Source organism: Arsenicibacter sp. R0_47 (assembly GCF_057652235.1).
Genome location: NZ_JBYFCJ010000016.1, coordinates 1 through 25,000 on the forward strand (window position 1 = coordinate 1; position 25,000 = coordinate 25,000).

Below are 25,000 nucleotides of genomic sequence, written 5' to 3' on the forward strand. Positions count from 1 at the left end.
AGTTTATGACACCGGTCGAATACCGACAGGCGGCTTAAACTCCAGTCAAAACTGGCTCATATAACGGGGTAAGGACATGTAGTGTTTATAAGGCGATCCTGATTATCATAGGCAAGAGTAGTAATCCCTGAACCAGGTACTTTTTTTCTTGTAAGTCTCCCTCGATTATCATAATAATAGGCAAACAAAAGATCATTAGCACCATCAAAAGGAGTTATGCTTGTATTGTTTAATAAGCCTATGGCTTTAGGAGGTATAACGCATCGTAGTTGACCTATATCGTCGTAACAATAATATGTTTTGAGTCCTGCAATATCACGGCAGATAACTCTTCCCTGTTTATCCTTATATTCTGTTGTCTTCTGATTATTTTCGTTTGTGATTTCAGTGACTATTAATGCGTTAGCACTATAGCTTGAAACATTTACAGTAGAAGTCGAAAATACATAAGTAAGTAACTTTACCGCATCAGCTGTTGAATTAGTTCGCTGAGTCATTGTCACCACTGTAGTACTTCCAGGAGCAGTTTGGCTTAATACGCGATTAAGTGGAGAAGCTTCATAGTTTATACTAGTAAACGCGTTACCTGGTCTTTCAAGAGTGTTATTATAGTAGGAGTTAATCGTTGAAGCCTGTATGGTTGTCCTGAATGCACCACTGTTACTTGACTGAGTAATCGGTAAGTATTTCCTGACCTGTCGCCCAACTGTGTCGTATTCCTGTATGGTGACAATATCTTGACCCGGACCACTCTGGGTATAAGCACTACCGCCAGAAGCAATCTGTACTTGTTGGGTTGGACGTCCTAATCCATCAAAATAAGAAACTGTCTGATTGAAATGAGAACCAGCGGTATTGAGGTAAACCGTTTCTACAACGAAGTTTTGATTGGTAGATGCAGCATGGAACACAGATAAATTATCAGTATTGACTAATGCTGGAAGATCACAATCGGTGCAACCACAGGCAAATGGCAGAACAGTCAGGGAATAATCATTGTAACAGGACGGTACAGCTTGATTACTTATTCTTAATTTAAAGGTTCCAATAGCATTAGGTGCTATGTAAGCGATATCGCCAAGAATTGAATAGCTAGTTACTGTGGTATTAGTTGGACTTTGGACAAAAAAATTACTTCCAGTTGGTCCAGACCAAATTAATGGAGTGGAAGAACCCATACCTTGGGGTCGGACTGCCGTAAGGCTTAATAGATTGCCAATTAAAACAGTATTAGAAGCAGGCAAACCATTAACGGTAATTCCGCACTCGCAATTAATTGTTACAATAGCTGAAGCGGCACAATCTGTTGGACTGCCTTTGACTACCTTTATGCGATAGCTGCCATTTACTAAGTTTGAGAATGTATATGTAAATGCATTTGGATTTATACCCCAATTGGTAAAAACAGTCTGGCCATCTAAACTTTCTAATCGATACCTGTAATCAATAAAATCGTTACTTGGATTTGAAATTCCTACTGATATTTGCCCGGCAGGGCTGCCTGTACAAGCCGTTGTTGAGGTAAAGGCTATATTAGGGGAGCTCATGGTTACCTGTATAAAAGCATTCGGTGCATTTTGTCCGCTTCCACAGGTTGCTTTTATAAGACTAGTAATAGTTAATGATGTGCTAAGGCTTGACGTCGTGTTTGTATAGACCACGTCATCTGTTACATTATACCAAGTTATTCCTACCCCACACCCAGATGATGTTAGTGTAAATAGTGATCCTGGACAGATATTTAACGAGCTTGGGCTAACAGAAAAAGGTAAAACAGTAATAGTAATGCTATTTGAATTTGGACTACTACATTGATTTTGGATGCAACGGGCAAAAAAAGTAGTTGTTTGAATACCCGTATAACTCAGGACTGGACCAGTAGCAATTGAAAGGGAGTTACCTCTATACCAGGTAATTGTTCCATTAGAACAGCTTCCAGTTGCTGTAAGCGATAAAGTACTCCCAATACTTAAGGTGTTACTTGAACTAGAAGCAATAGTAGGGGAGTTGAGATGAGTAATATTAGCGGTAACGTTAAGGGGATTTGATGTGAACTGCCCACAAGCATCAAGACATTCAATACTATATGGGAAACTCCCAGTGGCTCCAGGCGCTATAGTGAATACACCTGTACTGTTTATTTCTGTATAAGTGTTATTTGGTTTACGTAAAAGATATACGGAGTTATTGGCACATCCACTAACATTAAAAGTTACGCTTTGGCATCCACTACGAGATGCAGGGAGACCATCTGATAATGTAACTACTTGATCGTTTGGAGTAGTAACACTTAAATTTCCAAGATCTACAAACCAGCCTTGATAATTACCAGAACAATCACATCGAAAAATGATTGTTTCAGGTACAGTACCTTGGAAAGATAATTGTATGAAGCCTTGATTGTTGATCAAATCTCCGGCGGTTAATGTTTTGATTATGCTTAGAACTCCGTTTTGAATTTGTTGCACACTTAATTCTGAACAACCTGACCAATTATTTAAAACAGAACTTATTGTAAATTCATTATTATTCAGTTTGCAAATAGGATAAGGGGAAACAGAAAACCCTTCAACTCCACAAGTACCTGCAGTTTTATTTATTGTTGAGGAATTGTTGGAGCTTATAAAAGGAACTAGGTTAAAGTTTAAGCTGGATTTACAAGCCGTATCTGCTGCGTATCTAAAATAAACTTTACCTGCAATTGCAGAGGTCGTTAAGATATTGCTTGTTTGAAAATTAGCGTTATCCAAACTATAAACGATACCAGAAGCACTTGATTTAGTTAAGACTTTGATTACAAAAAGACCTTGCTGGTTTTTTCCAAATAATAACCCATCAATTTGATCTTTAACTGTGCATACTAAGGCTTGGCGGCTAGCTGGCTTTCCCGAATTTATAGAAGTGTATTTCTGCCATAATGTAACTGCTCCTTTTCTCTCAAATAAACTATTTGAAGTAGCATCTTTTGGGCCTCGCAAAAGAGTAAAAGTTGCTGATTGACTTACATCATCAAGATAGCCTTTTACCGTATAACTGATACTTTTTTTACTGTCGGGAGACAACTTGTCACTTATATAAGGGAAATAGTCCCCGCCAGTCTGAACAAAACCCTTAGGTAGCAGTAGATTTAAACTAAATCCCTTTTGCTCTTCAAAAAAGAAAAGCATTGAAGAAGTAATTGGTAATAATTCCGCTGTTAACGTGATTGTAAATAACTCACCTTTAGTAATACTATCCTTGTCACACTGAATTGAAAATCGGATAGGGTCTGGCGAAAGGCGTAAATTTGGCTTTATAGGTAACGGTGCTTTAATCTGTATTGGATTAATGCTGTATTTTACTTTTTCGTCGGGTTTTTCGTCAGAATATCGACCTATTTCTTTTGCAACTTTACCTAAAGTTCTAACGTCAGCAACTGCTTTAGAAGGGTTGATAGCTATAAACAACAAGTAGATTATTAAAATACTGTGGATATTAGTCTTCATGTGATTATGGAATGGTTACTTATTCTAGAGTTAAAGCATGGACTATAGTTACCTTTTTTTTAGTAATACTACTTACAATATTATTATATGTCAAGTTGGTTACTTAATTTTATGTAAAGATATTTTTTAGAACGCAAGTATTTATCAATAAATAATTGATTATGAGAGAGTTGTTTTTTTATACTTTACGGTTAAAATTGTTTATTTTTTTTAGCGTACTACTGCCTTCATATAGTTGTTATGCAAATTACATATACGGAGCTACAGTAGGTATGAAACAACTTGACCTAGGTGGATTTAAGTTTGAAGTGAAAGTGCGTATTTATGTAGATATAAATAAATTAACATTAATAGATCAAGATTATCTTGAGATTGGGAATCATGACATGCAAGTTTTTCGAAAAAGCGACAATAAGGCAGTCTCATATTTTTATTTGTCTTTTCGTAGATATGACGATATCGTTTATGCTAAAAAAGGCTGTGCGGATAGCTTAGGGCTGTCTGTTCGAGCTTTTACATACGATGCTGTTGTTACATTGAATCCCGCTGATTATGAAGACAAGGATGGATACTATATGATTTGGGACCGATGTTGTCGTAATCAAGGAGTGACGAATATTGCCAATTCTGAGTTAGCAAATATGTTGCTTGAAGCTGAATTACCAAGGTTGTCGGTAAATGGTCAGCCTGTTGCTTTCTCACTACCTGAGTTTCCTGTCTTTTCTGGGGGAATTGCTTGTAATGGGAAATCATTTACCTATAATTTTCAAGCCAATGATTCGGATGGCGATCAGTTGACATACCGTTTAGTTGAACCTCTAAAAGGATTTACGACAATTAATAACCCGATTGGTTTTCCACAACCTGGTCCTTACCAAACACTGCCATATGCAACAGGTTATAGTATTACCAATCTAATTCCGAGTAAAAACCCCGTAACTATTGGGGAAAATACAGGTATATTAAGTATGAATCCTAATCAGATAGGCTCCTACTCCATTGCAGTAATTTGTGAAAAATATCGTAATGGGGAAAAAATTGGTAGTGTTCGGCATGAGTTTCAAATACCAGTAACAAATTGTATATCTGATGCTGTACCTATTATCTCTAACAAGGGAAATCCTGTTCAAAAATTGTCACTTTGTTTAGGAGATAGTATTCTTTTAACAACGAATAACAGTAACAACTGGTTAATACAATGGGAACGTGACCAAAAACCATTGTTAAACGCAATTGGGACAGGGATTTGGGTTTCTCAACCTGGTATATATAGAGTAAGGAAAGAATCTAGTAAAGGATGTATTAGTGATACTGTTTCGAAAGATGTATTGGTAGAACGATATGTTCCATCAGACGTACCAAAAATAAGCACTTCTTCTAAAAACCTCTGTGAAGGCGAATCCATAACGCTGACAACGACATTACTTACTTCATTTACAATTGCTTGGTATCGGCAGAATATATTATTATCTAACCAAGCTTCACTGACAGTAGACCAACCAGGTACTTATGTATTAATGGCAACTATGACAAATGGGTCGTGTAGATTTCCTAGTGACAGTCTTAATCTAAATCAAGTGCCAGCACCGCAATTACCACAACCAGTATCATTAGAAACTTGTCCACAAGATACTTTTCAACTGCAAGTTCCAAATCAGGTTGGATGGACCTACCAATGGTACCATAATGGTAATATTGTAGGATTAACGTCAACTATTATGGCTAAAGATAGTGGTATATATAATATAAAAGTAAAAAATGAATATAATTGCATTACTCTTTCCTTGCCATACAGAATTAGCTATCGATCTGATTGTTTACCTACAACTATTTTTATTCCTTCTGTCTTTACTCCTAACGGTGATGGTATAAACGATATATGGGAAATCAAGAATATAAGCCAGTATCCTCAAATTGAAATTAGTGTGTTCAACAGGTGGGGGGGGAAAATATTTACATCGACTAAATCAATGATTTTTTGGGATGGGAAATATGAGGGAGATTTTGTGGATGTAGGCGTTTTTGTATATCAAATTCAAACATCACCAGGAGGAATTGTTTATAAAGGATATGTGACTGTGTTACGTTAAATCTGGCTTGAATTCATTTTTTTAACTAATCCGCTCCATAAATGATTAGGCCAGCGTAAAGTGAGCAATGTGCGCCACTGCAGGATCTGATTCAATCGGCGCACATGGCTCAATTTATATCGGCCTATTCAGGGATAGGAACGGGCCAGCGAGACGTTATATAGATAAACCAATAAAGCCCGATCCGGGGCGTAATCCGGTCAGCAACATTTGCCTATGAAAACTAATGCATTACCAGCTCAGTAAACGGCTGAATGAATTGGACACCCAGCGGGAGTCGTTTACTGAGCCGACGTGGGACGAATCCCTCAGCGTCTGGGAGAATTCCTATTCCGGTCAGCGCATCGCCACCCGGTTTGTTAACCGTTTCCGATGTCTCTGAAAGCCATCAAAAAAACCCGCCTTCAACCGAAGCGGGGTTTTGTACCCTAACCCATAAAATTTTCATGCACTTTAAATTCTACTCTACTATGCTTACTATATACTCCATAAACGAAAAAGTAACAAGGATGGCTGCTTTTTCCCTCACCGTCCACGGAACACCCCGCTTCCAGAAGTCTTCCTACGCACATCCGACGGCCATCCTGTTGACCCAGTAAAACCTCAACCTTACTGGAAATCACCTCGCAGAGGAACCAACAGTTGAGTTGCCTGGTTGCGAAGCCAGATTTAATAAATCATTTGTTTTATAGAGGAGGATCACATTAAATTTTTACCAACATTTATTGAATTTTACAAATCATAAACTCCCAGATTATTCATATATTGAATATGGGCATTGTGGGCTTTGACACAACGTGCGATGGAAAATAAACCAACCCAACAAACGGCCGACGATAAGTGGATAGAGATTCATGCGTTTTTGCAGGGGACGGCTAACTCGGCGCAGGCAGCTCTTGACTGCTTTGAACTGGATTGTGACATCGAAGACGTAGAGGAATCGATGGCGGAACGCAACCTGGAATGTTGCCCAACCTGCGGCTGGTGGGTCGATTCGTATGAACTACTGGACGATATGGACGAACCCACAGAAACCTGTACCAATTGCCGGAATTAACCCTTTCATGCTCATGGATGTATTTTCACCAAGAACAGAGGCCTGCCTTCAACTGGCCACCCTTTACCATTCAGACGTACAACTGATGGCTGGTCACCATCCCTTTATCGACCATGTTCGGGCCGTCACGGATCAGGTCCGCCTATATCTCGGCGAGGAATCAATGGCCGTACCGGTTGCGGCCTTTCACGATCTGCTTTACGATAGTCTGCTGACACAGGATGACCTGATTGCCTTTCTGGATTGCCTGTACCGGAACTCCCGAAATCGGGCAGAGTCGCTGGCGATTGCCTGGCGTTTACTGGATGAGATACACGATCCGTATTATCCGCAGCTTCCGCACGTTCAATCCCGGGATTATTCCGAACGGGTAGAGGACCAGCCCCTCTATGCAAAGCCACTGAGCGAAGCGGCTGCAACGATTCGGTTGTGCTGCCTCAGCGATAACCTGAGCCGGTTATTAGGGGCAGACCCGGCCATAGTAGGCCGCAGGGCGGTTCGAATACTGCGGGATATTCCGCACCAGATGCCGTTTCTGACGGGCACCAACACCTACCTGTACAAGCAGACCGAACGCCTGTATCAGGCCCTACAAGCCATCTATCCGGTAGCAGCACTGGTCTGACAGCAAAACTATCACCATCTAACGAAAAAGACATCATGAACTGGGACCAATGCCAGAAGCTAAACGAGCTGCTCACCACCGAAGGAAACGGCGAAGCGTTTCAAGCGACTGTTCTGGAAAATATAGACAATCTTACCCCCCTTGCCGTTGAAATCATTCTCAGCGGTATTGTATTGACCCCCGAATGGATCAGGGCCAACCTCCTTTTCTGTCAACAAATCCTCCCCGCTCTGGATCGCTGGGTGAGTCAGGTTGGACTGAGAAGCCAATTTCGGATGGGATTCCTGGAAGGTTTCGTGAACGACCATCAAGTAGGCCATGTACCCAGCCAAAGCCCGTCGATATAGTCTGAAGGCCCTGGCCCGGATTCTGGAAGAGGCCAGATACCTGGCGGTCGTGGAATCCACAGTGGTTAACACCGACCGCAAGATCGGCAGACTCCGCAGGCCCGGAAAAGGGCGCAAAGGCCTGCAACTAACGGTGTATAGATCCACAAGGGAGCCAGTACTGAAGCACAACAATGCCGAGACCTATCGCCACAGGGCGAAGTGATCTACTGGATGAACCGGAACGGCATTGTTGTGCCAGACCTTACCTAAACCGCTGATGGCAGAACACACGCAACTACTACTCTTTCCGGAGGACGCAGCCTCCTCCCAACCCCGTCGCTACCCCTTTCGCTGGCTTGAAGGCCACACGGACGGTTATGAAGTGTCCAGCCGGGGAGATCGACGGTTTAGTGCGTTCTGGGCCGTATTGCCTAAAGGCACCCAGGTCTGTTTACCCACCGCCATCCGCCCCTTACGCCAACAGGCAACGATTGAAGAGGTCTACCAGATAGGCGTAAAAGGGTATACCGATGTCCGGTCCGGCAAAGCCAAGCCCCCCCGACACCCCATCAGCCGACTCCAGCAAACCCTGTTCTATTACGAACTATGGCGCACCTGGACCGCGCTAAATCCCCTTCTGATGGAGGAACTTCGCAGCAAGGGCCTGGCAAAGGGCGGACTACTGACAGATTGCTTTGCCCGGTCGCCCATCAATCAAGCCGCGATGCTGGCTCATCTGCTCAATCATCGCGAAGGGGCTTTCACAACCAAAGTGGTCCATCAAAAGAAAAGCCCCTGTACGGTCCAGATTGGCCGACCCTCGATTTGGGGCAACCCGTTTACCCATCAACAGCAAAAAGACACCCAGGCCCAATACAAGGTCGCCACCCGTGAGGAAGCTATTGCCAGCCACCGGCAGTTCCTACTGTATCAGCCGGAGCTGATCGAACGCCTGCCCACCCTCGCCGGCCAGATCCTGGGATGCTGGTGCAAACCCCTCGCCTGCCACGGAGATACCCTAGCCGAATGGGCGGAATTAACGCAGTTATGCTGAAGCGTTATGCCGGGCACTGTAACCGTAATAAGCTATATATAAGCTCTTTATATCCTTTTTTTCTTGGCAAAAGTGGCAAAATCACGCATTCATCTCCTGACGTGTGACACAACGCATGTCCTGTCACATTTCCGGTTTCGATTTACATAGGGAATGACTGAGCAATGATCACATATGCCTCGTTATCGGATACTTACTCTTTTTTAAAATAAGCGTGGCCCGGTGCTTGCCAATGTTCAATCTGCATTGAACCGTTCGGATTGCCGCCCCCAAAAAGCCAGTTGCTCCCCAAATCCCGGTCCGAAATGTGACAAAATCACGAACGAGACCCGCGATTTTGCGCCGGAATGGGTCACCAGTTTTGTAACCCGTTCCGGGTGGCCAAACGACACCGGAGCAGCCGGTTCAGTTGGGGGTTGAAAGGCACAGGTGGAGGCTGGATCTCTTCAGATCGCTACGGCGGGGTAGCGAATCAAGGGGCACCAATACTAGGCATTATGATGAATGATCCTTGCCGGGGCGGGGTCTGCTTAACGCGAAATCTATGTCCTAACCCCGCCAATCAAAAGAGAAACAACAGGGAGATAAAAAGTTGATATACAATTAGTTAGCATTGTTTTGGGGTCATTTCGGGGGTATCTTTATAGTGTTGAAAAGGTAAACACAAAGCACTAAAGAACCCCGTTCATTATGACCGTTAAGACAAAAAAAGGAAGCATTCTGGCGACACCCGGCCAGTATTCACTTTTCGATCTTTTTGCCGGAATTGATACCCTGAATCTAAATCAGGCGATCAGCAGTCAGCAGGAAAGTCCCATCATCGAGGCTTTAGCGGCATCCGACAAACCCCTGAACTGGACATTTTTTCCCGCCAATTTTATTCCTAAGTCCGATTCGGCCCGGCTTGCGGCCAACCTACGGGCGATTGAAGCGGTGCGGTCGGGAAATAGCACCGATAAAGACGCGCTGATGCGTTTTGTTGGCTGGGGCGGTCTGGCGAACGTGTTCAATGGTATTCATTTCAAAGACTGGCAATATTGTCAGGAGCAGAACAAGGAGCCGTATGGTGCTTTGGCTTCATGGGTGAAAGAATATGGTTCGGCGGCAATGTTGTTGAAATCGACGTTGACCCCGGACGAGTACAAAGCGGCTGAATCCTCAACCCTAACAGCCTATTACACCCCACCCGCCCTCATTGAGGCCATGTGGAAAGGGGTTCAGCGGCTGGGTTTTCAGGGGGGCGACATTTTAGAGCCAGCTTGCGGCATCGGGTATTATCTGGGGCTAATGCCGGAGGAACTGGTACGCCGGAGCCGGGTTACTGCGGTGGAAAAAGATAAAATGAGCGGCCAGATTTGCCAGATGCTTTTTCCGGATGCCAACGTACAGATTGGCCCGTTTGAAGGGGCTGATGTAGAGCCGGAGAGCTTCGATCTGGTGATTACAAATGTTCCTTTCGGGCAGTTGCGCGTTTCAGATGCCAACTACCGGCACCTGACCAAGTTTGACATTCACAACTATTTTATTGGCAAGTCGGCCCTGTTATTACGGGAGGGTGGTATTATGGCCGTCGTTACCTCAACGGGAACGATGGACAACAAAGATGCCGGGTTCCGGCAATGGCTGGCAAGTGAAGGCCGCATGGAGCTGGCCGGAGGGTTCCGCCTACCATCGGGTTATTTCAAGGCCGATGCCGGTACAGAAGTGAGTACCGATGTGCTGTTTCTGGTTAAACAGTCGGGTATTGCCCGGCGGTTTAATAACCCTTATGGCCGTATCTCCCTGATTCGTTCGGTTATTGATACCAGCCTTGACCTCAATGAGCCAGCACGGGTCAAGCAGATTTTTGCCAATGAGTATTATGAGCAAAACCCCGGTCAGGTACTTGGCAATCTGGTACTCAATAGTGAAATCGGGGGTGGTATGTACCGGGGCGATCATGTGATTTGTTACCATGAACAACCGGCTTTAGTTGATCTGACCCCCGCCATTGAAGCCCTGCCCGAACTCGACACTCAACGGATTGTCAAGATCAAGCGGGACAAGGAAAAGGCCGGAACGTTTACCGCAATGGTCAAGATCGGGAGCCATATGTACCGGCAGAGCTTTATCATTGAGAAGTACGAAGCGATCAAGACGGCCTATTTTGATCTACGGTCAGCCGAAGGCGGGGCGCAGAGTGAAACCTACCGCGAAGCCCTGACGGCTCAGTACGATACGTTTGTGGCCCATTTCGGGGTTCTCAGCAAAAACAAAGCGTTAAAGTTTCTCCATAGCTACGACCCTTATTTTGCCCTGATTCAAGCCCTGGAAGTACAGAAAGGGGGCCGCTGGGCGAAGTCAGACATTTTCTTTCACTCCCTACAGGGGGAAGGACCGGTGACTACGGTTTCATCCCTGGAGGATGCGATTACTCTGTCAGCCTGGCAATACGGGTATCTGCATACGGAACGTATGGCCGGGTGGCTGTCGATCAGCGCCGACGAGGTGATTGAGGGTCTGATTAAGGCAAATCATGCCTTCCGTACCCCCGGCCAGCCAAACCGACTGATTGCCAGAACCGACTATTTATCGGGCAATGTGGTCGAGAAGATCAAAGCGGCCCGGAATGCCGCCCAGACCGATAGCCGGTTTGAGCGCAATGTAGAAGCACTGGAAGCCGCCCGGCCCATGCCGATTCCGTTCATGCTGTTGACCTTTACGCTGTCGTCAAGCTGGATTCCGACCGAAGTATTTACGGGGTTCGTGCAGACGGTGTTAAAGATTGAAAAAGGCGTAGTGACCTATAACGAGCGGAGCCGGTTATTTGAATTAAAAGACTGTGATTATTCGGGTTCGGTAGAGAACAAAACGCTTGGCACCAAAGAACTACCCGCCCATGAATTGCTTGAAAAGGCACTCAATGGCCGTTCGGTGAACGTCACCAAAACGGTGTACGGGGAGGATGGAAAGCCAAAACAGGTTAACGACCCCGAGGCCACCGCCGAAGCCATTGGCCAGCAGGAAGCCCTTAATGAACTCTTTACCGAGTACGTTACCGGAAACTGGCAATCCGCCGTCGAAACGGCATACAACGAAACGTTTAACGTTTGGGTTGACCGGCCTTATGAGTTACCCCAAAAACAGCACTATCCCGGAGCCGTCACCAGTATTACCCTACGCAAGCACCAGAAACGGGGAGTAGAACGGATTAAGGCGCAGGACACTTGTTTGGCGCACGGTGTTGGAAGCGGGAAAGCTCAACCCTTAGACGCAAACGTGTTAACGCCTGATGGATGGAAAAAAATGGGTGATATTCAAATTGGCGACCAGGTTATTTCGGTTGATGGAAAGCCAACTTGTGTAACAGGAGTTTTTCCGCAGGGTGAAAAAGAAATTTTTGAAGTCATTTTTTCCGATGGAAGTAAAGCCGAGTGTTGTGAAGAGCATTTGTGGTTAACCCAAACCTACTATGAACGGACCAAACAAAGTCATTCAAACACGGCTGGTAAATCATGGGATTGTGCTAAAGCAAAAGTCCGTTCCCTGAAAGAAATTAGAGATACTTTGGTTGGTCGGATGGGTGTAAAAAACCACTCGATTCCTTTGGTTAACCCAGTTGCTTTTAACGAGAAACCATTACTTATACATCCTTATCTGCTCGGAATACTACTTGGTGACGGTTCATTATCGGGAAAATATGTGGGTTTTTCAAGTGCTGACGAAGAAATTATTACGCGAATCACTGAATTGGTCCCAGATTCAATTTTGGTAAAACATATAGAAGCATATGATTACCGATTACAGGGTAAGGAAGAAAATAGCTTTAAAAACTGTATTCGTCAATCCTTGAAACTGTTGGGATTAATGGGAAAAACGGCGGCAGATAAATTTATCCCAACTGCTTACCTGATTAATAGTACTGAAAAACGCATCAGGTTATTACAAGGTTTAATCGACTCCGATGGTTACGCCGATGAACGAAAAAATACCCTTAGTTATACTACAATTTCTACCCAACTGGCAAAAGACGTTGTTGCCTTAGTACAAAGTCTGGGTGGTGTAGCAACAGTCTGGGAAAAGGAGTCGTCTTACAGTTATAAAGGAGAGCGTAAAAAAGGAAAAAAAGCGTACACAATTACGATTAATCTCCCTGAAACAATACCTTTTACGACTCTAGCGCGCAAACAGAATAAACTTAAACCTAGAACTCATAGTAAACCGACCCGCTATATTGTCGAAGTCCGGTCGGTAGGGAGAAAATACGCACAATGTATTTCGGTTGCTCACGACTCGCGGCTATATGTGACAGATGATTATATTGTCACCCACAATACCTACACCATCGTTACCGGCGCAATGGAATTGAAGCGGCTGAAACTGGCGAATAAGTCTCTGGTCGTTGTTCAGAACTCCACGCTGGAAAACTTTGTCGAATCGTGGAAAGGATTGTACCCCGATGCCGCCGTGATGTACCCGACTGCCAGCGATTTCAGCAAAGAGGGTCGGCGGGTATTCCTGCAACGCGTCGCCCATTGTGACGTTGACGCGGTGGTGATTCCGCAAAGCATGATGCGACTCATACCAGACGAGTTAGCTTCCCTGGTCGAGTTTATCAGCGAAGAAGCTGAACGCATGGAAGCCCTTATGGAAGCCGAAGAAAGCCGCCGGGGAACCGCCACCAAACGGACAGTAAAGCGGCTGAACGCCCTCAAAGAACGGATTGAAGCACGGCGAAGCAATCAGGCCCTACGGAAAACGGACGATATGCTGTCGTTTGAGCAACTGGGTATTGACGCGCTGTTCATTGACGAAGCCCACAACTACAAGCGGCTGGGGCTGGTAACCAACCGGACCCGCATTAAAGGTATCGACACGCAGGGCAGTGAACAGGCGTTAAGTGCCATGTGCAAGATTCGGTCAGTGCAAAACCGGGGCGGACGGGTAGTACTGGCAACGGGAACGCCGATTTCCAACACAATGGCCGAGGCATGGACGCTGTTACGGTACGTTGCCCCCGACCGGCTGAAAATGTCCAACATCGACACCTTTGACCATTTCGCCGGGTCGTTCGGTCAGGTCGTACCCAGCTTTGAACTGACACCGACAGGCCAGTTTAAGGCCGTCGAACGGTTTGCCAAATTCATTAACGTGCGGACGTTGATTGACATTTTCCGCTCACACGTTGATATAGTGCTGAATGACGAGGTAGACGAGTTTAAGCTGTCGAACGGCTCGAACCTGATTCCCGCGCTTAAAGACGGTAAATACACCAGCATTCAGCTTGATATGACCGACGAGGTTTGCAACCAGTTAAACCGTATCAAAGCTACCCTGGAATGGTTTGAGAAACTGTCTGGTAAAGATAAGCGTGATAACGGGCATATCCCCCTGGTCATGTTCGGTCAGGCCCGGAAGGTGACTATTGACCCCCGGCTGATCGACCCCCGCTTAGCCGGAGAAACGAACGGTAAACTGATGTTTGCGGCCCGGGAAATTTACCGGCTCTATACCGAAAGCAACGACTACTACGGTACTCAGTTAGTCTTTAGTGATGTATTTCAATCGCCCCCCGTTTTAGCCACCAGCGGGACTACCGATCTGTATTCGGAGGATGGGGAAGAACTGGCTGAGGGTACATCGACGGGTGAATATCTGGTCTTTAACGCCTTCGATGAACTCAAACGACTGTTGGTGAACCTGGGCATACCCGAACACGAAATAGCTACTACACCCCAACAGGCCGAAAAACGGGAGGCTGTTTTTGCCAAAGTACGGACGGGTGCCGTTCGGGTACTGATGGGAAGTACCGAGCGGATGGGTGTCGGGGTGAACGTGCAGGACCGGGTATGTGGGATTCACCACCTGGACGCGCCGAACCGCCCTACTGATTTTGAGCAACGCAACGGGCGTGGATTGCGTCAGGGCAATATGTTGGCGACAATGGGCAGACCGATGGAAATTCTGACCTACGGGGTTCGCCGGACAATGGATGCAACGGCCTACGGACGGCTGGCCCTCAAACAGAAATTCATCAACCAGCTTTTAAAAGGTCAGTTGCAGGAAAACACCTGTACCGACGTTTCGGGCGAGGACGAATTTTCGGCCATGAGTTTTGATGAAATGATGGCTACCCTCAGCGGCTCCCAAACAGCCCTGTTGTACGTCAGTCAGCGTTTAGAACTCAACCGGCTCGAACAAAGCGAGAAAAACTACATACGCCGGATGAAAGAGGCCAACTGGCAGATTTATCAGGCCAATACCCGCCTGAACGATTACAGCGACCGGTTGCCGAAAGTACAGGCCGAAGAAATGGTACTCAACAACCACTTCGACAAATCGGGAACCGTAACAGCGATTGAAATTGACGGCGAGGTATTTACCACTGAGTTTGGAAAAGCCCTGAAACCCGTTTTTGAAAAGATTCACTATAATTTCCGGCGGTATGGCTCCGGTACGGCCCATATCAAGGTAAACGGCGTTCTCTTTACGCTTAAAGGCAACAAGCGGTTTTCTGAGGGTCAGACCGAAGCCGTTGTAGAATATTACTGGGGTCACCTGGACGGAGTTGTACAAGTGCCGGGCCGACTTACTCAGTCCATCGAAATCAGCATCAGCCGTTTTTTCGGCATAACCGAACACACACTGGCCAGCATCGACAGGCAAAACAAACTGATCGAGCAGTATTCCCAGATTCTTTCCCAGCCATTCGCCGGAGCCGAGCAACTGACGATCTTACGGGGACGGGTGAAGGAACTCGAACGCCAGTTGCAGGAAGAATCGGGCGTAGTGGCTCTAAAGGCCGAACCTCAGCCGGAAGCTCTGGAACAGGCGGCATAAAAAAAGTCAATTAGTGCTTTATAAACCAAAAACGGCTACCGGATTGAGTAGCCGTTTTTTTTGGGACCGACCGGAACATATAACCGGCCACCGGAAGTAGCCCACCGGACGCAGCAGCTACCCAGTCCGGTCGAATCAAGGGGTAACAAAACCAGGTCCGAACCAAGTGGGCATCAAAGTTCACCCTCGGTGGTCAAGGCATTGATCCCCCCGACGAAGGGTGGTATCTTTAGGACACTGACAACCGGGCCAGCCGGGGAATCGTGTTCTCAATCAAAAAATGGGTGTTTGCCAGGGATTAAAGCCCCCGAATCAATCCCATACTTGCCTATATTTCAATAGGTTTACCTTGTTTTGGAATGAATTTTTGCCTATATTAAATACCCCAGTAAACAACAACTCCCAGTCATTTCATGTATCAATCGTACCAGATTTTTGATCTTTTTGGCGAACCGGTTTACTTCAAAAACCTCGATGAATTCATTACCCAGTGCGAACTGAAATTAGACTCCTATCCGGTCTATGAAACCAACGAAGACCCAGACGAACGGCGGTTACGAACGTGTGAGTTCCGGATGATGCGCCAGCGTTACCGCCATCTGCTGAATCAGCTTTACCCGCTTCGGGGTCAGGCCATCCGGTTACGGGGCGAAATGCGCTTTAGTTTCCTACAGGAGCCAGGACAGGTCATTCATGCGAGCGTACTGGATGAATTACCCGGCAACGGCTTAGTTGTTCGCTATTGGTTACCTCAACAGACAGGCCCGATTGTGCGGGAGGTCTTTTTGGATGAAGTCCGGCTCGTCAGCCTGACCTATCAGACCGATCCGGCCCTTCACCCCGAACTACAGGCCGGCCAGCGGCCAGCATCCCGAAACTGGGGAATGAGTCAGGCCCAAACCGTCATGCCCATTCTGGCGAACTGATCGGTCGGCTTTCCCACCTGTGAGAAAAGGTGGAGAGCCACCCCGAATCAAGGGGAGATACAACCCCTTACCAGGCATCTACTCCAAAACCAACTTAATCAACTGGGACATAAGAGTTTTTTCTGTCCTGATAGAGGGTTCTGAATGTGGCGCTTTATGCTTATTTTAGTCTTTAAATAACTGACTACGATGCCTGTAACCACAACACTGCCCCCCCCCTCTATACCGACAAAACAGACGCTCTTGGAGTTGGCCTGTTAACGATACGCCAGCAGATCATCCAGTTCCTACAGCAGAAAGCCATCGGCAACGGAGCGAACCGTTACTTTGTCCCGGATCAGGAACCAGGTTTTAAGAACGACCCTCTCTTATTGTATGCCGAAGAAGATGTTGTTGGTTTCACCCCAAACGGTCTGTTGGTCGATTCCATTGAATTCGAGTGAGTTTCCATTGAACCGTATGAAACCTATCCGACCGATGGTTTGTACGCAGTTTACCAAAAAAGTACTGGCAGTGGCTCCAATGACCCACGTCTTTATGGATTGATTTTCTGGCTGTAAACGGCTATATTTGCTTTACACATTGCCTGAACAGGGCGTTACCTGTTCACCTGAACATGGCCAAGTTTTATGTTGTCTGGCATGGCCGCGAAACCGGCATCTTTACCGATTGGGAAACCTGCAAACGCCAGATTCACGAGTTTCCCCGTCCCCGCTATAAATCGTTTGATACCCGTCAGCAGGCAGAGATCGCCCTGAAGGCCGGTGCAGATCAGTGGAAGCAAGCTTTGCCCATGCTGGCAGGCAGACCCGCTAAATCCGAAAAGTCACAAGCTCCTACCCTGTTCAGTAGTCCGGGGGCCGAAATGCCATGTCTGGTCGTGGATGCTTCGTTTATGGGCAATACCGGACTGATGGAATACCAGTGTATTGCCTTGCCCGAGCGTAAAACCATTTTTGCTTCCCAGCCTGTGGCAGGAGCAACGGGTAACATCGGCGAGTTTCTGGCGCTGGTCAGTGCAGCCAGGTATGTATTGAAGCATAGGCTGAACTGTCCTATCTACACCGACAGCAAAACCGCGCTAGCCTGGTATCGGGACAAATATTGCCGAACCAACATCCGGGAAGGGTCTTTGTTCGGTATGCCCGAAGAGCAAAAACAGATACTTACCCGCATCGTTGCCGCCGAACAATGGCTAAGGGAAACGGCGCTAACGGGGGTGCGGGTGCTTAAATGGGAGACAACAGAGTGGGGAGAAAACCCCGCTGATTATGGCCGGAAATAACCAAAACCCGGAGAAAAAGGACGTTTAATAGACAATAACCCCCTTTGAAACAGGCAATATCATGCGAAAAACATCCTACCAATGGGTCCGGGTAGTTACTAAATTCTGTGACCAGTGCGGTCAGCCCATCAAGGGCAATCATACCGTCGTAGAAACCCCCGAAGCCGACAAACCTGAACTGGATTTTCATTCGGATTATCAGGACGACGTAAACTATACCTGCTATCAGCAGTGGCAGATCAGGCAATTCCTCCGCCGGTTTATGGAACGCGAAAAACTGGGGGCCGACGAGCTTCTGGTTCTATCCGATGCTCAGTTTGATCCGCAGCAACCCCGCCCGTTCTGGAACAAAATACACCTAACACACTTTATTCTACCTGAAACCAATAGCATGGCTATCCCCAACATCGTCTATATCAACAGTGATTGCCGGTTGAAGTGGCTTAGCAAAGCGGGAGTATTGCAGCCCACCGGTCAAGATAAAAAAGTAGCCCGGAACATTCGCTCCAAAGCTGCTACTTGATAAATTGCCAGATCTAACTTGTCCTGTTTTTGTACGTAAAAAATCAGGAATAACTCAATCAATTGGGTCAGTAAAGGCAAATGTGTCGCCGGAGATGGTTTAATATTGACGTTTCCCAGTGTATCTTTAACTATTGAAATTCAGAAAAATGGCAAATCAGGCCGTACAACTGGTACAAAAACCGATGGATACCCGTCAACTCATTCTTGACTTCGCTGCTCCTGCCATTCAGACGCTTGTTTCCTTGCGCGATTGCCTGTCAATTCGAACCTATCAGGGCGAGGGTGAATTTATTGCCATCCTCATAAAACTCCGGATGAACCTTCATTGGGCCTTGTCAGCCCCGGATGCGCTGGCACTCTGCCGACCCCTGATTGGATCGGAAAGCGATCTGTCCGTACTTGAAGAGGAACTGATAACGCCAAATGCAGTTGGTTTGGGACGAATGGATCGGAACATGCCGCTCCTACTTGCTGGCACTAACCACAGGCCAGATCACACCCGGAGGCAAGGCAGGTCCCGAACAGGCTGACGCATGGAAAACAGCCCTCACAAAACCCTGTACCAACCTCAACACCCGTCAGGAGCCAGGGCACGGCCTCGACGTATACGAATTCAGCAAGCTTGTATTTTTTGGGCGGTCAGGCAGCTGGATGGGCTTACTCGACACGGACGAACTCGAAGATCTGCTGGAGGAGGCCCCGCAACTCATCGAAGGCCACTACACGAGGGAATCGCACTGGGAACAGGTAGTTTATAATCCCAGTAAAAACAACAGTATTTTAATTAAAAAAAACATTCGTTTTTTTATGATTTTTGCCAATCTTGCAGTAATATATACCTGATAAACAATATATTGATTTGGGAAAATATATTATTTCCTTTAATTTTAGCCCCAAAACAGAGAGTTATTTTCATAATATAAAACTTTTGAATTATGCAAAAGAATTTAGTTCAGTTTGTTGGTCGTATCGTTAGAGACCTGGAAACCAAAGCGGTAGGGAATAACGGAGCCGTCGTTGGCCGGACTACGCTGGCCGTCAACGAGTCCTTCAAGAAGGGAGACGATTGGCAAGAAAATACAACATGGGTAAACCTGGTATTCTGGAACCGGCTGGTTAAACAGCTTCAGGACCAAAACGTTAAAAAAGGCAGCGAGCTGTTTGTGGAGGGTCGTTACCGGCAGGATCAGTACGATGATGCCAATGGCCAAAAACAAACTGTCCATTATTTTGAAATTTCAAAATTCGCCAAGCTAGAAAGCCGCAAGGCAGAGGGTAGCAAGGCAAGCGGGGACGATTCGGTTAAAATCGAAGCCATAACACCCCCACCTTATCCCAACCGGGACGATGAACCGTCAGATTTGCCGTTTTAAGTCCCCATCCCGGCCCCCGCTGTCCGGGCAAACCCAGCGCAATGAAGAACAGTATGCAAATGGCCGTTCAGGCTGATACACCCGACGATGCAGAAAGGATTACGATGGCTCTTCTCGACGGCCAGCCCTATCCACGTCTGCTGATCAACTACAGCATTGTGCGGGGTAAAACGGTCAAGCTAACGCCTACCGTGAGACAACGTAGCCTGATCCGACAGATCAACAAAGAACAGGTCATCACGCTATGCCGCGAAGCCTTACGGAATGTCCTTCACCGGACCGACCTCCGCAAAGTACATGAACACCTGGTTCCGCTGGTCGTCCGCTTACTGCTGTACCACCATGAGCTACCGTTCGCCGACATTCAGGTATATAACCTTCAGGCCCATTCGCTTACCCTGCCTGACCCCGCCGACCTCAAAGAGGGCCGTTGGTGGCTGGTCACCGTTGAGTATGATTATGTGGCTGATCTGGAAAAATACCTGCCCGAAATGATTACCAGTCTGGAGAACCACGTACCGGCATTTGCCAAAGAAGGGGTGCTCATCGGGGGAAAGGCCGTCCGTCATTACGGATCATCCCGAAATCCGGCGTTTTGGGAGTACCTGATTCATTCGTCCGTTTTTCCGCCGGGCATGACTAAACTGACTCCCCAAAACCGGGTTTTCAATGCCAAGGGCGATCCGTTTCTGATGGCACTCTGGGAAAACACCCCCGCCCCGATGATCGGAGGTATTGCCGGGGAGCCAACGCTTTCGGGGTCACTCATTTATACTTTTCTGACCGCTTATAAGGCACGGGACCTGATGTGGGCCGACGAGATTGAGCATGATCTGAAATTCTGGCTTAGAATGATCCGCCAACAAGCGGAGAAAAGCCAGGAGAACACCACAGGTTCACTTCTATCCCCCAGCATTCTTGATTTGCTGGGAGAGGCCGACCGGCAGCTAATCCTGAAGTTGATTGGCGGAATCAGGGGGCTGTAGCCCCCATCGGTGCCCCTCGGAATATGTATTCACAGCAACGGTAACCCGTTGTTTTACAACCCCGTTAAGGGGTCAAACTACGTACTATCAGTTCCGTTAATCTGAGACCATTTGTAGACTGACGATGCCGTTCTTTGCCGGAGCGTTCCAATACCTCCTCCTACTCCGTAGCCTGGAAAAAACAGCATCTACCCATAGAGTCATTATGGAAAATATCCTGCCTTCAAGTTTTGAGCAACCCATGAACGAGGTTCTTGGCTTGTTACCGCCATTTCTGGAATACCATAAGGGAATGCCCGAAACGGATTTAATTGCCCGCTTTGGGCAGATAACCCTGTCTCAAATCCGGAAGGACCGCTCCCTGGTCCAAACCCTGCTCGTTCACTATTTTGCCATCCAACATCCTGAGCATATTCCTGGGGAGGAATGGGTTCGTATGGCTGAGGACCTGGCGCGAATCACCCGGGAAGACGACCGAATCCGGCTTATCACCAAAATGACACAGCAGGCGAATACCCTGCTGAATACCTACATCGAGTCTCAGGGGGGTATGGTCGTAGGCATTCTGCCCCGATTGGTGCTATACCTGGTTTCGGGACGGGTTCCGGGCCTGATACCCGCCGATCATCCCGTCTTTTCGGCCTTCCTGATCGACTACGATCCCAGCTACCTGGGCTGGTCAGAACGAGTCAACGAAGCCATTGATGAACTGGGTTACGGCTCTCTCTATGAAAGTGAAGCGATCTATTTCTGGCGTCTCTACTGTCGGCAAAAAAACGACCCCTATGCGCTGCCCCCCCGAAACCTTCTGCGTATTAAAACGATGCTGGCTCCGCTACTGGCCCAGTGCCAACAGGCTGCTCAACAGCCTGAATCCAATCAGGCACTGCTCATCGAAACGGCAATGGATGGTTTTACGGCCAGCGAAGAACTCCTGCACTCAGACCCCCTCCTGCCGGCCATGATGATCCTGTCTATGCAGTTACAGGGGGAGCCGGAAATTCAGATTTCTAGTAAAACGGGGCGGTCCCTGCGCGAGGTACTTACCATCGCCGATTCAGCCCGGGCTACGTTGCTGGAACGGGCACACCGGCCTGATACAACGATCAATCGACAGGATGCCCATATATTTCCCCTCCTGAATGCCTATTTCGACTCATTCCGCCAAACCATCCGGCAACAGCTTCACGCACATCGTCACAGCCAGATTGCCACGTATCTGCTGGCACACTTCACCCTGACGGAAAACATGGCCTATGGCCTTGCTGAACGGTTGCAATTCTGCCAGACCAGCACCGAAACAGACATCCGCTTCACCCGTCAGAATCTCTTGCCACCCAGCCCCCCGGACCGGGTGGAGCTGGAGCGGATTCGCCGGGCACTTCATCACTGGAAAGGTGATCCCGGCCTGGCTGACGCATTCTTCTACTGGTCCGTCGTGTCAGAGAAAGAAGATTCCGAATGGATTCCTGTCCCCCTCTCCATCCGGGAAATCCAGGATTACCTCCGGCCCTATATCCCGAAACGGCTCTGAGGTGCCGCTTACCTCGTTCGTACACAACCCCCAAACATCCATAAAAAAATGGAAAAAGCACTTGTCAGTATACTGTTGTTGCTCAGCACAACGACCCTGCGTGGACAGCGCATGGAGTATCACCCCGCCCCCAAACCCACCGGCTATTCCATAACCGGCCAGATTAAAGGGGCCGAAAATCAGACGCTCAAATTAGCCTATTGGTATACCCCCAAGGAATACGTAACACGGGATTCCGCCCGTACCACTGCCGATGGCTACGCCGTGTTCCGGGGGGGCAAGCCCCTTCCACAGGGCTTGTACATTGTCATCCTGCCCAGCGGCAAGGTGGTCGAACTGATTCTTGACGAGAATCAGCATTTCCGCTTTGCAACCAGCGTCGATGATCCGGTTCGGAAAATGACTATTACCGGCTCCGAGGAAAATACCCGGTTTTATGCCTACCAGCAAACGATGATCCGGTTCTTTCTGGAGTCGCAGGCGAGGGGCTTTAAAAATACCGAAGATATTGCCCGGGCTTCCGAAGCGTTCCGTAGTTCATTTTTTGGGCAGAACCCAAACAGCTTCACTGTCAAGCTGCTCAAAGCCGCCGAGGAACCGCGCCTGTATATTCCATCAACAAAGGCCGTGGCCAACCGGGATTCGATGGCGGCATTCTATGCCTCCCGTTCCCACTACTGGGATAACCTGGACCTCTCGGATGAACGAATGCTTCGTACCCCTTTTTTCCGCAACCGGCTTAGTCTGTATGTGCAGAAACTGACCCCTCAGAAACCGGACTCACTGGCCGGGTGCGCTGACTATTTGATCAGAAAGGCCGGCACCAACGCTGATATGCGTCAGTTCCTGGCCTACTACTTTATCCAGAATTACGAGCGTCCCCAACAACTTGGTACAGAAGGTGCATTCATTCATGTAGTTGAGACGTACATCCTTACCCGTTCAATTCCCCTTCAGGATACGGCTAGCTACCGCCGTTATGTCGAACGGGTCAATACCCTCAAACCGCTCCTGACCGGAAAACCTTTTCCTACTCCAACCCTGTCCGATCCATCGGGTAAACCCATCGCCTTTAATAGCATTGACTCCCCCTTTCTGATCGTATTTCTCTATGATCCGGAATGTGCGCATTGCAGACAGGCAACTCAGGAGCTGAAAGCATTTGCCACCGGCAGAAAAGCAGATGGTGTAAAGATACTAGCTATACCAACCACAAACACCGGTAAACCGTGGTTATCGTATATCCGGACATTTGGAGTCAGCGACTGGATCAATGCCTTTGATGCACAGCGCGATACCAATTTTTACAATCAATATGATGTTGATGCAACGCCCGTTTTATATGTATTAAATAAGCGAAAGGAAATTATAGCAAGAAAGCTACCTATAGAGAAGTTGCCGGCCTTTTATATGTTCCATAAGAAGTCAATTAATAGGGAAACAATTAATCATAATAAATGATTATATTGCCGCGTTCATATGTCATACGACAAATGACACCTAACTAAAGGTGTCTAATATTAATAATGTAGTTAAACGATAAAGCGAATGAGCAAGAGTACAGTTAATTTCCATTTCTTTTCTCCATCTGATAATGTTGAAAAGCAAGCTAAAAAAACAAAAAATAACGAAACAATTCTTTCTGGATACATATCAAGATCGGGTAAACTGGTATTTCCTCCTGCAATTCAAACCTCGCTACCTGTTTCATTAAAAGAAACTAAAGTAAGGATTGCGGTTGAAGAAGGTAAAACCAAAATCAAAAAATTATATATTTTACCCTTTACGAATGCAGAAAATGGGTTTCCGGTAGAAGAAACCCCCAGAGGATATATAATCTCACTGGGAGAAATACTCATGAACGGAGGCGTTACCTTTGACAAGAAAAAGTACACTTTTTCTATACTGTCCTTCAAATATGATGAATCAATAGGTATGCAGCTTACTATTCATGAAACTGAAAACCCCAAAAAGGGTGTTGAATATACAGGTAAAAAAAGAGGCCGTAAACCAAAAAGTATTGAATCTTCTGTAGAATAACCACTCAACCGGTTCAGAAACGGATATTTAAGCCCAAAGGGCGGACTTTATATGTCCGCCCTTTGGGCTTAAAGTTTTGACCTGTTTTATTATAAAATATAATGATAAAATACGAAGTTGGAAAAGAGTTTCCTTATTCGGAGTACAAGGCAAATGTAGAGGAGGGTCCGATAATAATGTTTACATCAGGCCTGTTTGATATTCTTTTTTTCTCTGATAGCCCTGATGAAGACAAAGCTGTGTTTACCAAAGGATTAATGAGATATGGTGTTTTCGAAAAATCATCAATACCATTCTTTATTGTTGATTTTTCGAAGCATTTCAACTTTGACGTTTCGATGAATATTAATGCAATGGATCAGTCTAAGGTTGACAAGTGGCTCAACAGCAAGCATAATTTAATTACATTATTCCTTATTCATTCACGAACTAACATCATATATGGTATTCGCAGTATCAGCATTAATCATCTAACCGCTGAGTTAATCAGAGATATTTGCAAAAAACAGGATAGTGAATATGCAGGTCCGGATGAAGTAAACAGGGTAATAGACCACATTATCGCCACAATTTCAACAGACCAGATGATCAATCAAACTAATATGCATAATCTAAAATAAGTCCAATATCCGATGTAAACAAAAACGCCTGATTGAAACCAATCAGGCGTTCCGACTATATCCACACCATTTAAGGATGTTCAAAGTTTTTACCCGGGTTGCAAATACTTTAACATCTGATTCAAAATTAAACAAATGAATGTTGCGTTGCAAACTTTAATATGACTTTTTCATCAAAGATCTGCATAATCTTAAATGAATACCCTTTGTTACTATTTCAATCCGCAAGAAAACACACACCATCAAAACTGG

At 46.5% G+C, this 25,000-nt stretch carries 20 protein-coding genes; 19 read left to right on the top strand and 1 reads right to left on the bottom strand.

Features of this window, described 5'->3' with window-relative positions; all coding sequences use genetic code 11:
- Positions 1-56: 56 nt before the first annotated feature.
- Entirely contained in the window at positions 57-3,485 is a 3,429-nt protein-coding gene (locus tag AC23NW_RS22210; RefSeq protein WP_487452120.1) for a DUF6443 domain-containing protein, read from the bottom strand.
- A gap of 161 nt (positions 3,486-3,646) precedes the next feature.
- On the opposite strand from AC23NW_RS22210, the gene AC23NW_RS22215 reads away from it, so the two are divergent.
- The 19 genes from AC23NW_RS22215 to AC23NW_RS22305 all read left to right on the top strand — a co-directional run bounded on the left by AC23NW_RS22215 (position 3,647) and on the right by AC23NW_RS22305 (position 24,748).
- Positions 3,647-5,575 carry a T9SS type B sorting domain-containing protein gene (locus AC23NW_RS22215; RefSeq protein ID WP_487452122.1) on the top strand — a complete coding sequence of 643 codons (1,929 nt, stop codon included), beginning with the start codon at positions 3,647-3,649 and terminating at the stop codon, positions 5,573-5,575.
- A gap of 226 nt (positions 5,576-5,801) precedes the next feature.
- Positions 5,802-5,957, top strand: a complete 156-nt coding sequence (locus tag AC23NW_RS22220; protein WP_487452124.1) for a hypothetical protein — start codon at positions 5,802-5,804, stop codon at positions 5,955-5,957.
- 88 nt (positions 5,958-6,045) lie between these two features.
- Positions 6,046-6,174 carry a hypothetical protein gene (locus tag AC23NW_RS22225; RefSeq protein WP_487452126.1) on the top strand — a complete coding sequence of 43 codons (129 nt, stop codon included), beginning with the start codon at positions 6,046-6,048 and terminating at the stop codon, positions 6,172-6,174.
- 203 nt (positions 6,175-6,377) lie between these two features.
- Positions 6,378-6,632, top strand: coding sequence for a hypothetical protein (locus AC23NW_RS22230; RefSeq protein WP_487452127.1), 255 nt, complete (start codon positions 6,378-6,380; stop codon positions 6,630-6,632).
- 13 nt (positions 6,633-6,645) lie between these two features.
- The gene (locus AC23NW_RS22235; RefSeq protein ID WP_487452129.1) at positions 6,646-7,257 is read left to right on the top strand and encodes a hypothetical protein; all 612 of its coding nucleotides are present in this window, start codon (positions 6,646-6,648) and stop codon (positions 7,255-7,257) included.
- A gap of 35 nt (positions 7,258-7,292) precedes the next feature.
- On the top strand, positions 7,293-7,604 hold the full coding sequence (locus AC23NW_RS22240) for a hypothetical protein (protein WP_487452130.1): 312 nt from the start codon (positions 7,293-7,295) through the stop codon (positions 7,602-7,604).
- A complete protein-coding gene (locus tag AC23NW_RS22245) occupies positions 7,576-7,809 on the top strand; it encodes a hypothetical protein (RefSeq protein ID WP_487452132.1) in 234 nt (77 codons plus the stop codon). The genes AC23NW_RS22240 and AC23NW_RS22245 overlap by 29 nt, the downstream gene beginning before the upstream one ends.
- Positions 7,810-7,863: 54 nt before the next feature.
- Positions 7,864-8,640 carry a DUF4326 domain-containing protein gene (locus AC23NW_RS22250; RefSeq protein ID WP_487452133.1) on the top strand — a complete coding sequence of 259 codons (777 nt, stop codon included), beginning with the start codon at positions 7,864-7,866 and terminating at the stop codon, positions 8,638-8,640.
- 690 nt (positions 8,641-9,330) lie between these two features.
- Positions 9,331-15,459, top strand: a complete 6,129-nt coding sequence (locus AC23NW_RS22255) for an LAGLIDADG family homing endonuclease (protein ID WP_487452135.1) — start codon at positions 9,331-9,333, stop codon at positions 15,457-15,459.
- A gap of 413 nt (positions 15,460-15,872) precedes the next feature.
- A complete protein-coding gene (locus tag AC23NW_RS22260) occupies positions 15,873-16,385 on the top strand; it encodes a hypothetical protein (protein WP_487452137.1) in 513 nt (170 codons plus the stop codon).
- A gap of 616 nt (positions 16,386-17,001) precedes the next feature.
- Positions 17,002-17,670 (top strand): ribonuclease H1 domain-containing protein, encoded by a 669-nt coding sequence (locus AC23NW_RS22265; protein ID WP_487452139.1) that lies wholly within the window; start codon positions 17,002-17,004, stop codon positions 17,668-17,670.
- Between the two features lie 61 nt (positions 17,671-17,731).
- Entirely contained in the window at positions 17,732-18,193 is a 462-nt protein-coding gene (locus AC23NW_RS22270; RefSeq protein ID WP_487452141.1) for a hypothetical protein, read from the top strand.
- Between the two features lie 425 nt (positions 18,194-18,618).
- Positions 18,619-19,038, top strand: coding sequence for a hypothetical protein (locus AC23NW_RS22275; protein ID WP_487452143.1), 420 nt, complete (start codon positions 18,619-18,621; stop codon positions 19,036-19,038).
- A gap of 92 nt (positions 19,039-19,130) precedes the next feature.
- Positions 19,131-19,568: a single-stranded DNA-binding protein gene (locus tag AC23NW_RS22280; protein WP_487452145.1), complete on the top strand. Its 438-nt coding sequence runs from the start codon at positions 19,131-19,133 to the stop codon at positions 19,566-19,568.
- Between the two features lie 41 nt (positions 19,569-19,609).
- Positions 19,610-20,554, top strand: coding sequence for a hypothetical protein (locus AC23NW_RS22285; RefSeq protein ID WP_487452147.1), 945 nt, complete (start codon positions 19,610-19,612; stop codon positions 20,552-20,554).
- A gap of 241 nt (positions 20,555-20,795) precedes the next feature.
- Positions 20,796-22,088: a hypothetical protein gene (locus tag AC23NW_RS22290; RefSeq protein ID WP_487452148.1), complete on the top strand. Its 1,293-nt coding sequence runs from the start codon at positions 20,796-20,798 to the stop codon at positions 22,086-22,088.
- A gap of 48 nt (positions 22,089-22,136) precedes the next feature.
- A complete protein-coding gene (locus tag AC23NW_RS22295; protein WP_487452149.1) occupies positions 22,137-23,549 on the top strand; it encodes a DUF5106 domain-containing protein in 1,413 nt (470 codons plus the stop codon).
- 87 nt (positions 23,550-23,636) lie between these two features.
- Positions 23,637-24,128, top strand: a complete 492-nt coding sequence (locus tag AC23NW_RS22300; RefSeq protein ID WP_487452150.1) for a hypothetical protein — start codon at positions 23,637-23,639, stop codon at positions 24,126-24,128.
- A 101-nt stretch (positions 24,129-24,229) separates the two neighbouring features.
- Positions 24,230-24,748 (top strand): hypothetical protein, encoded by a 519-nt coding sequence (locus tag AC23NW_RS22305; RefSeq protein ID WP_487452151.1) that lies wholly within the window; start codon positions 24,230-24,232, stop codon positions 24,746-24,748.
- Positions 24,749-25,000: the final 252 nt, after the last annotated feature.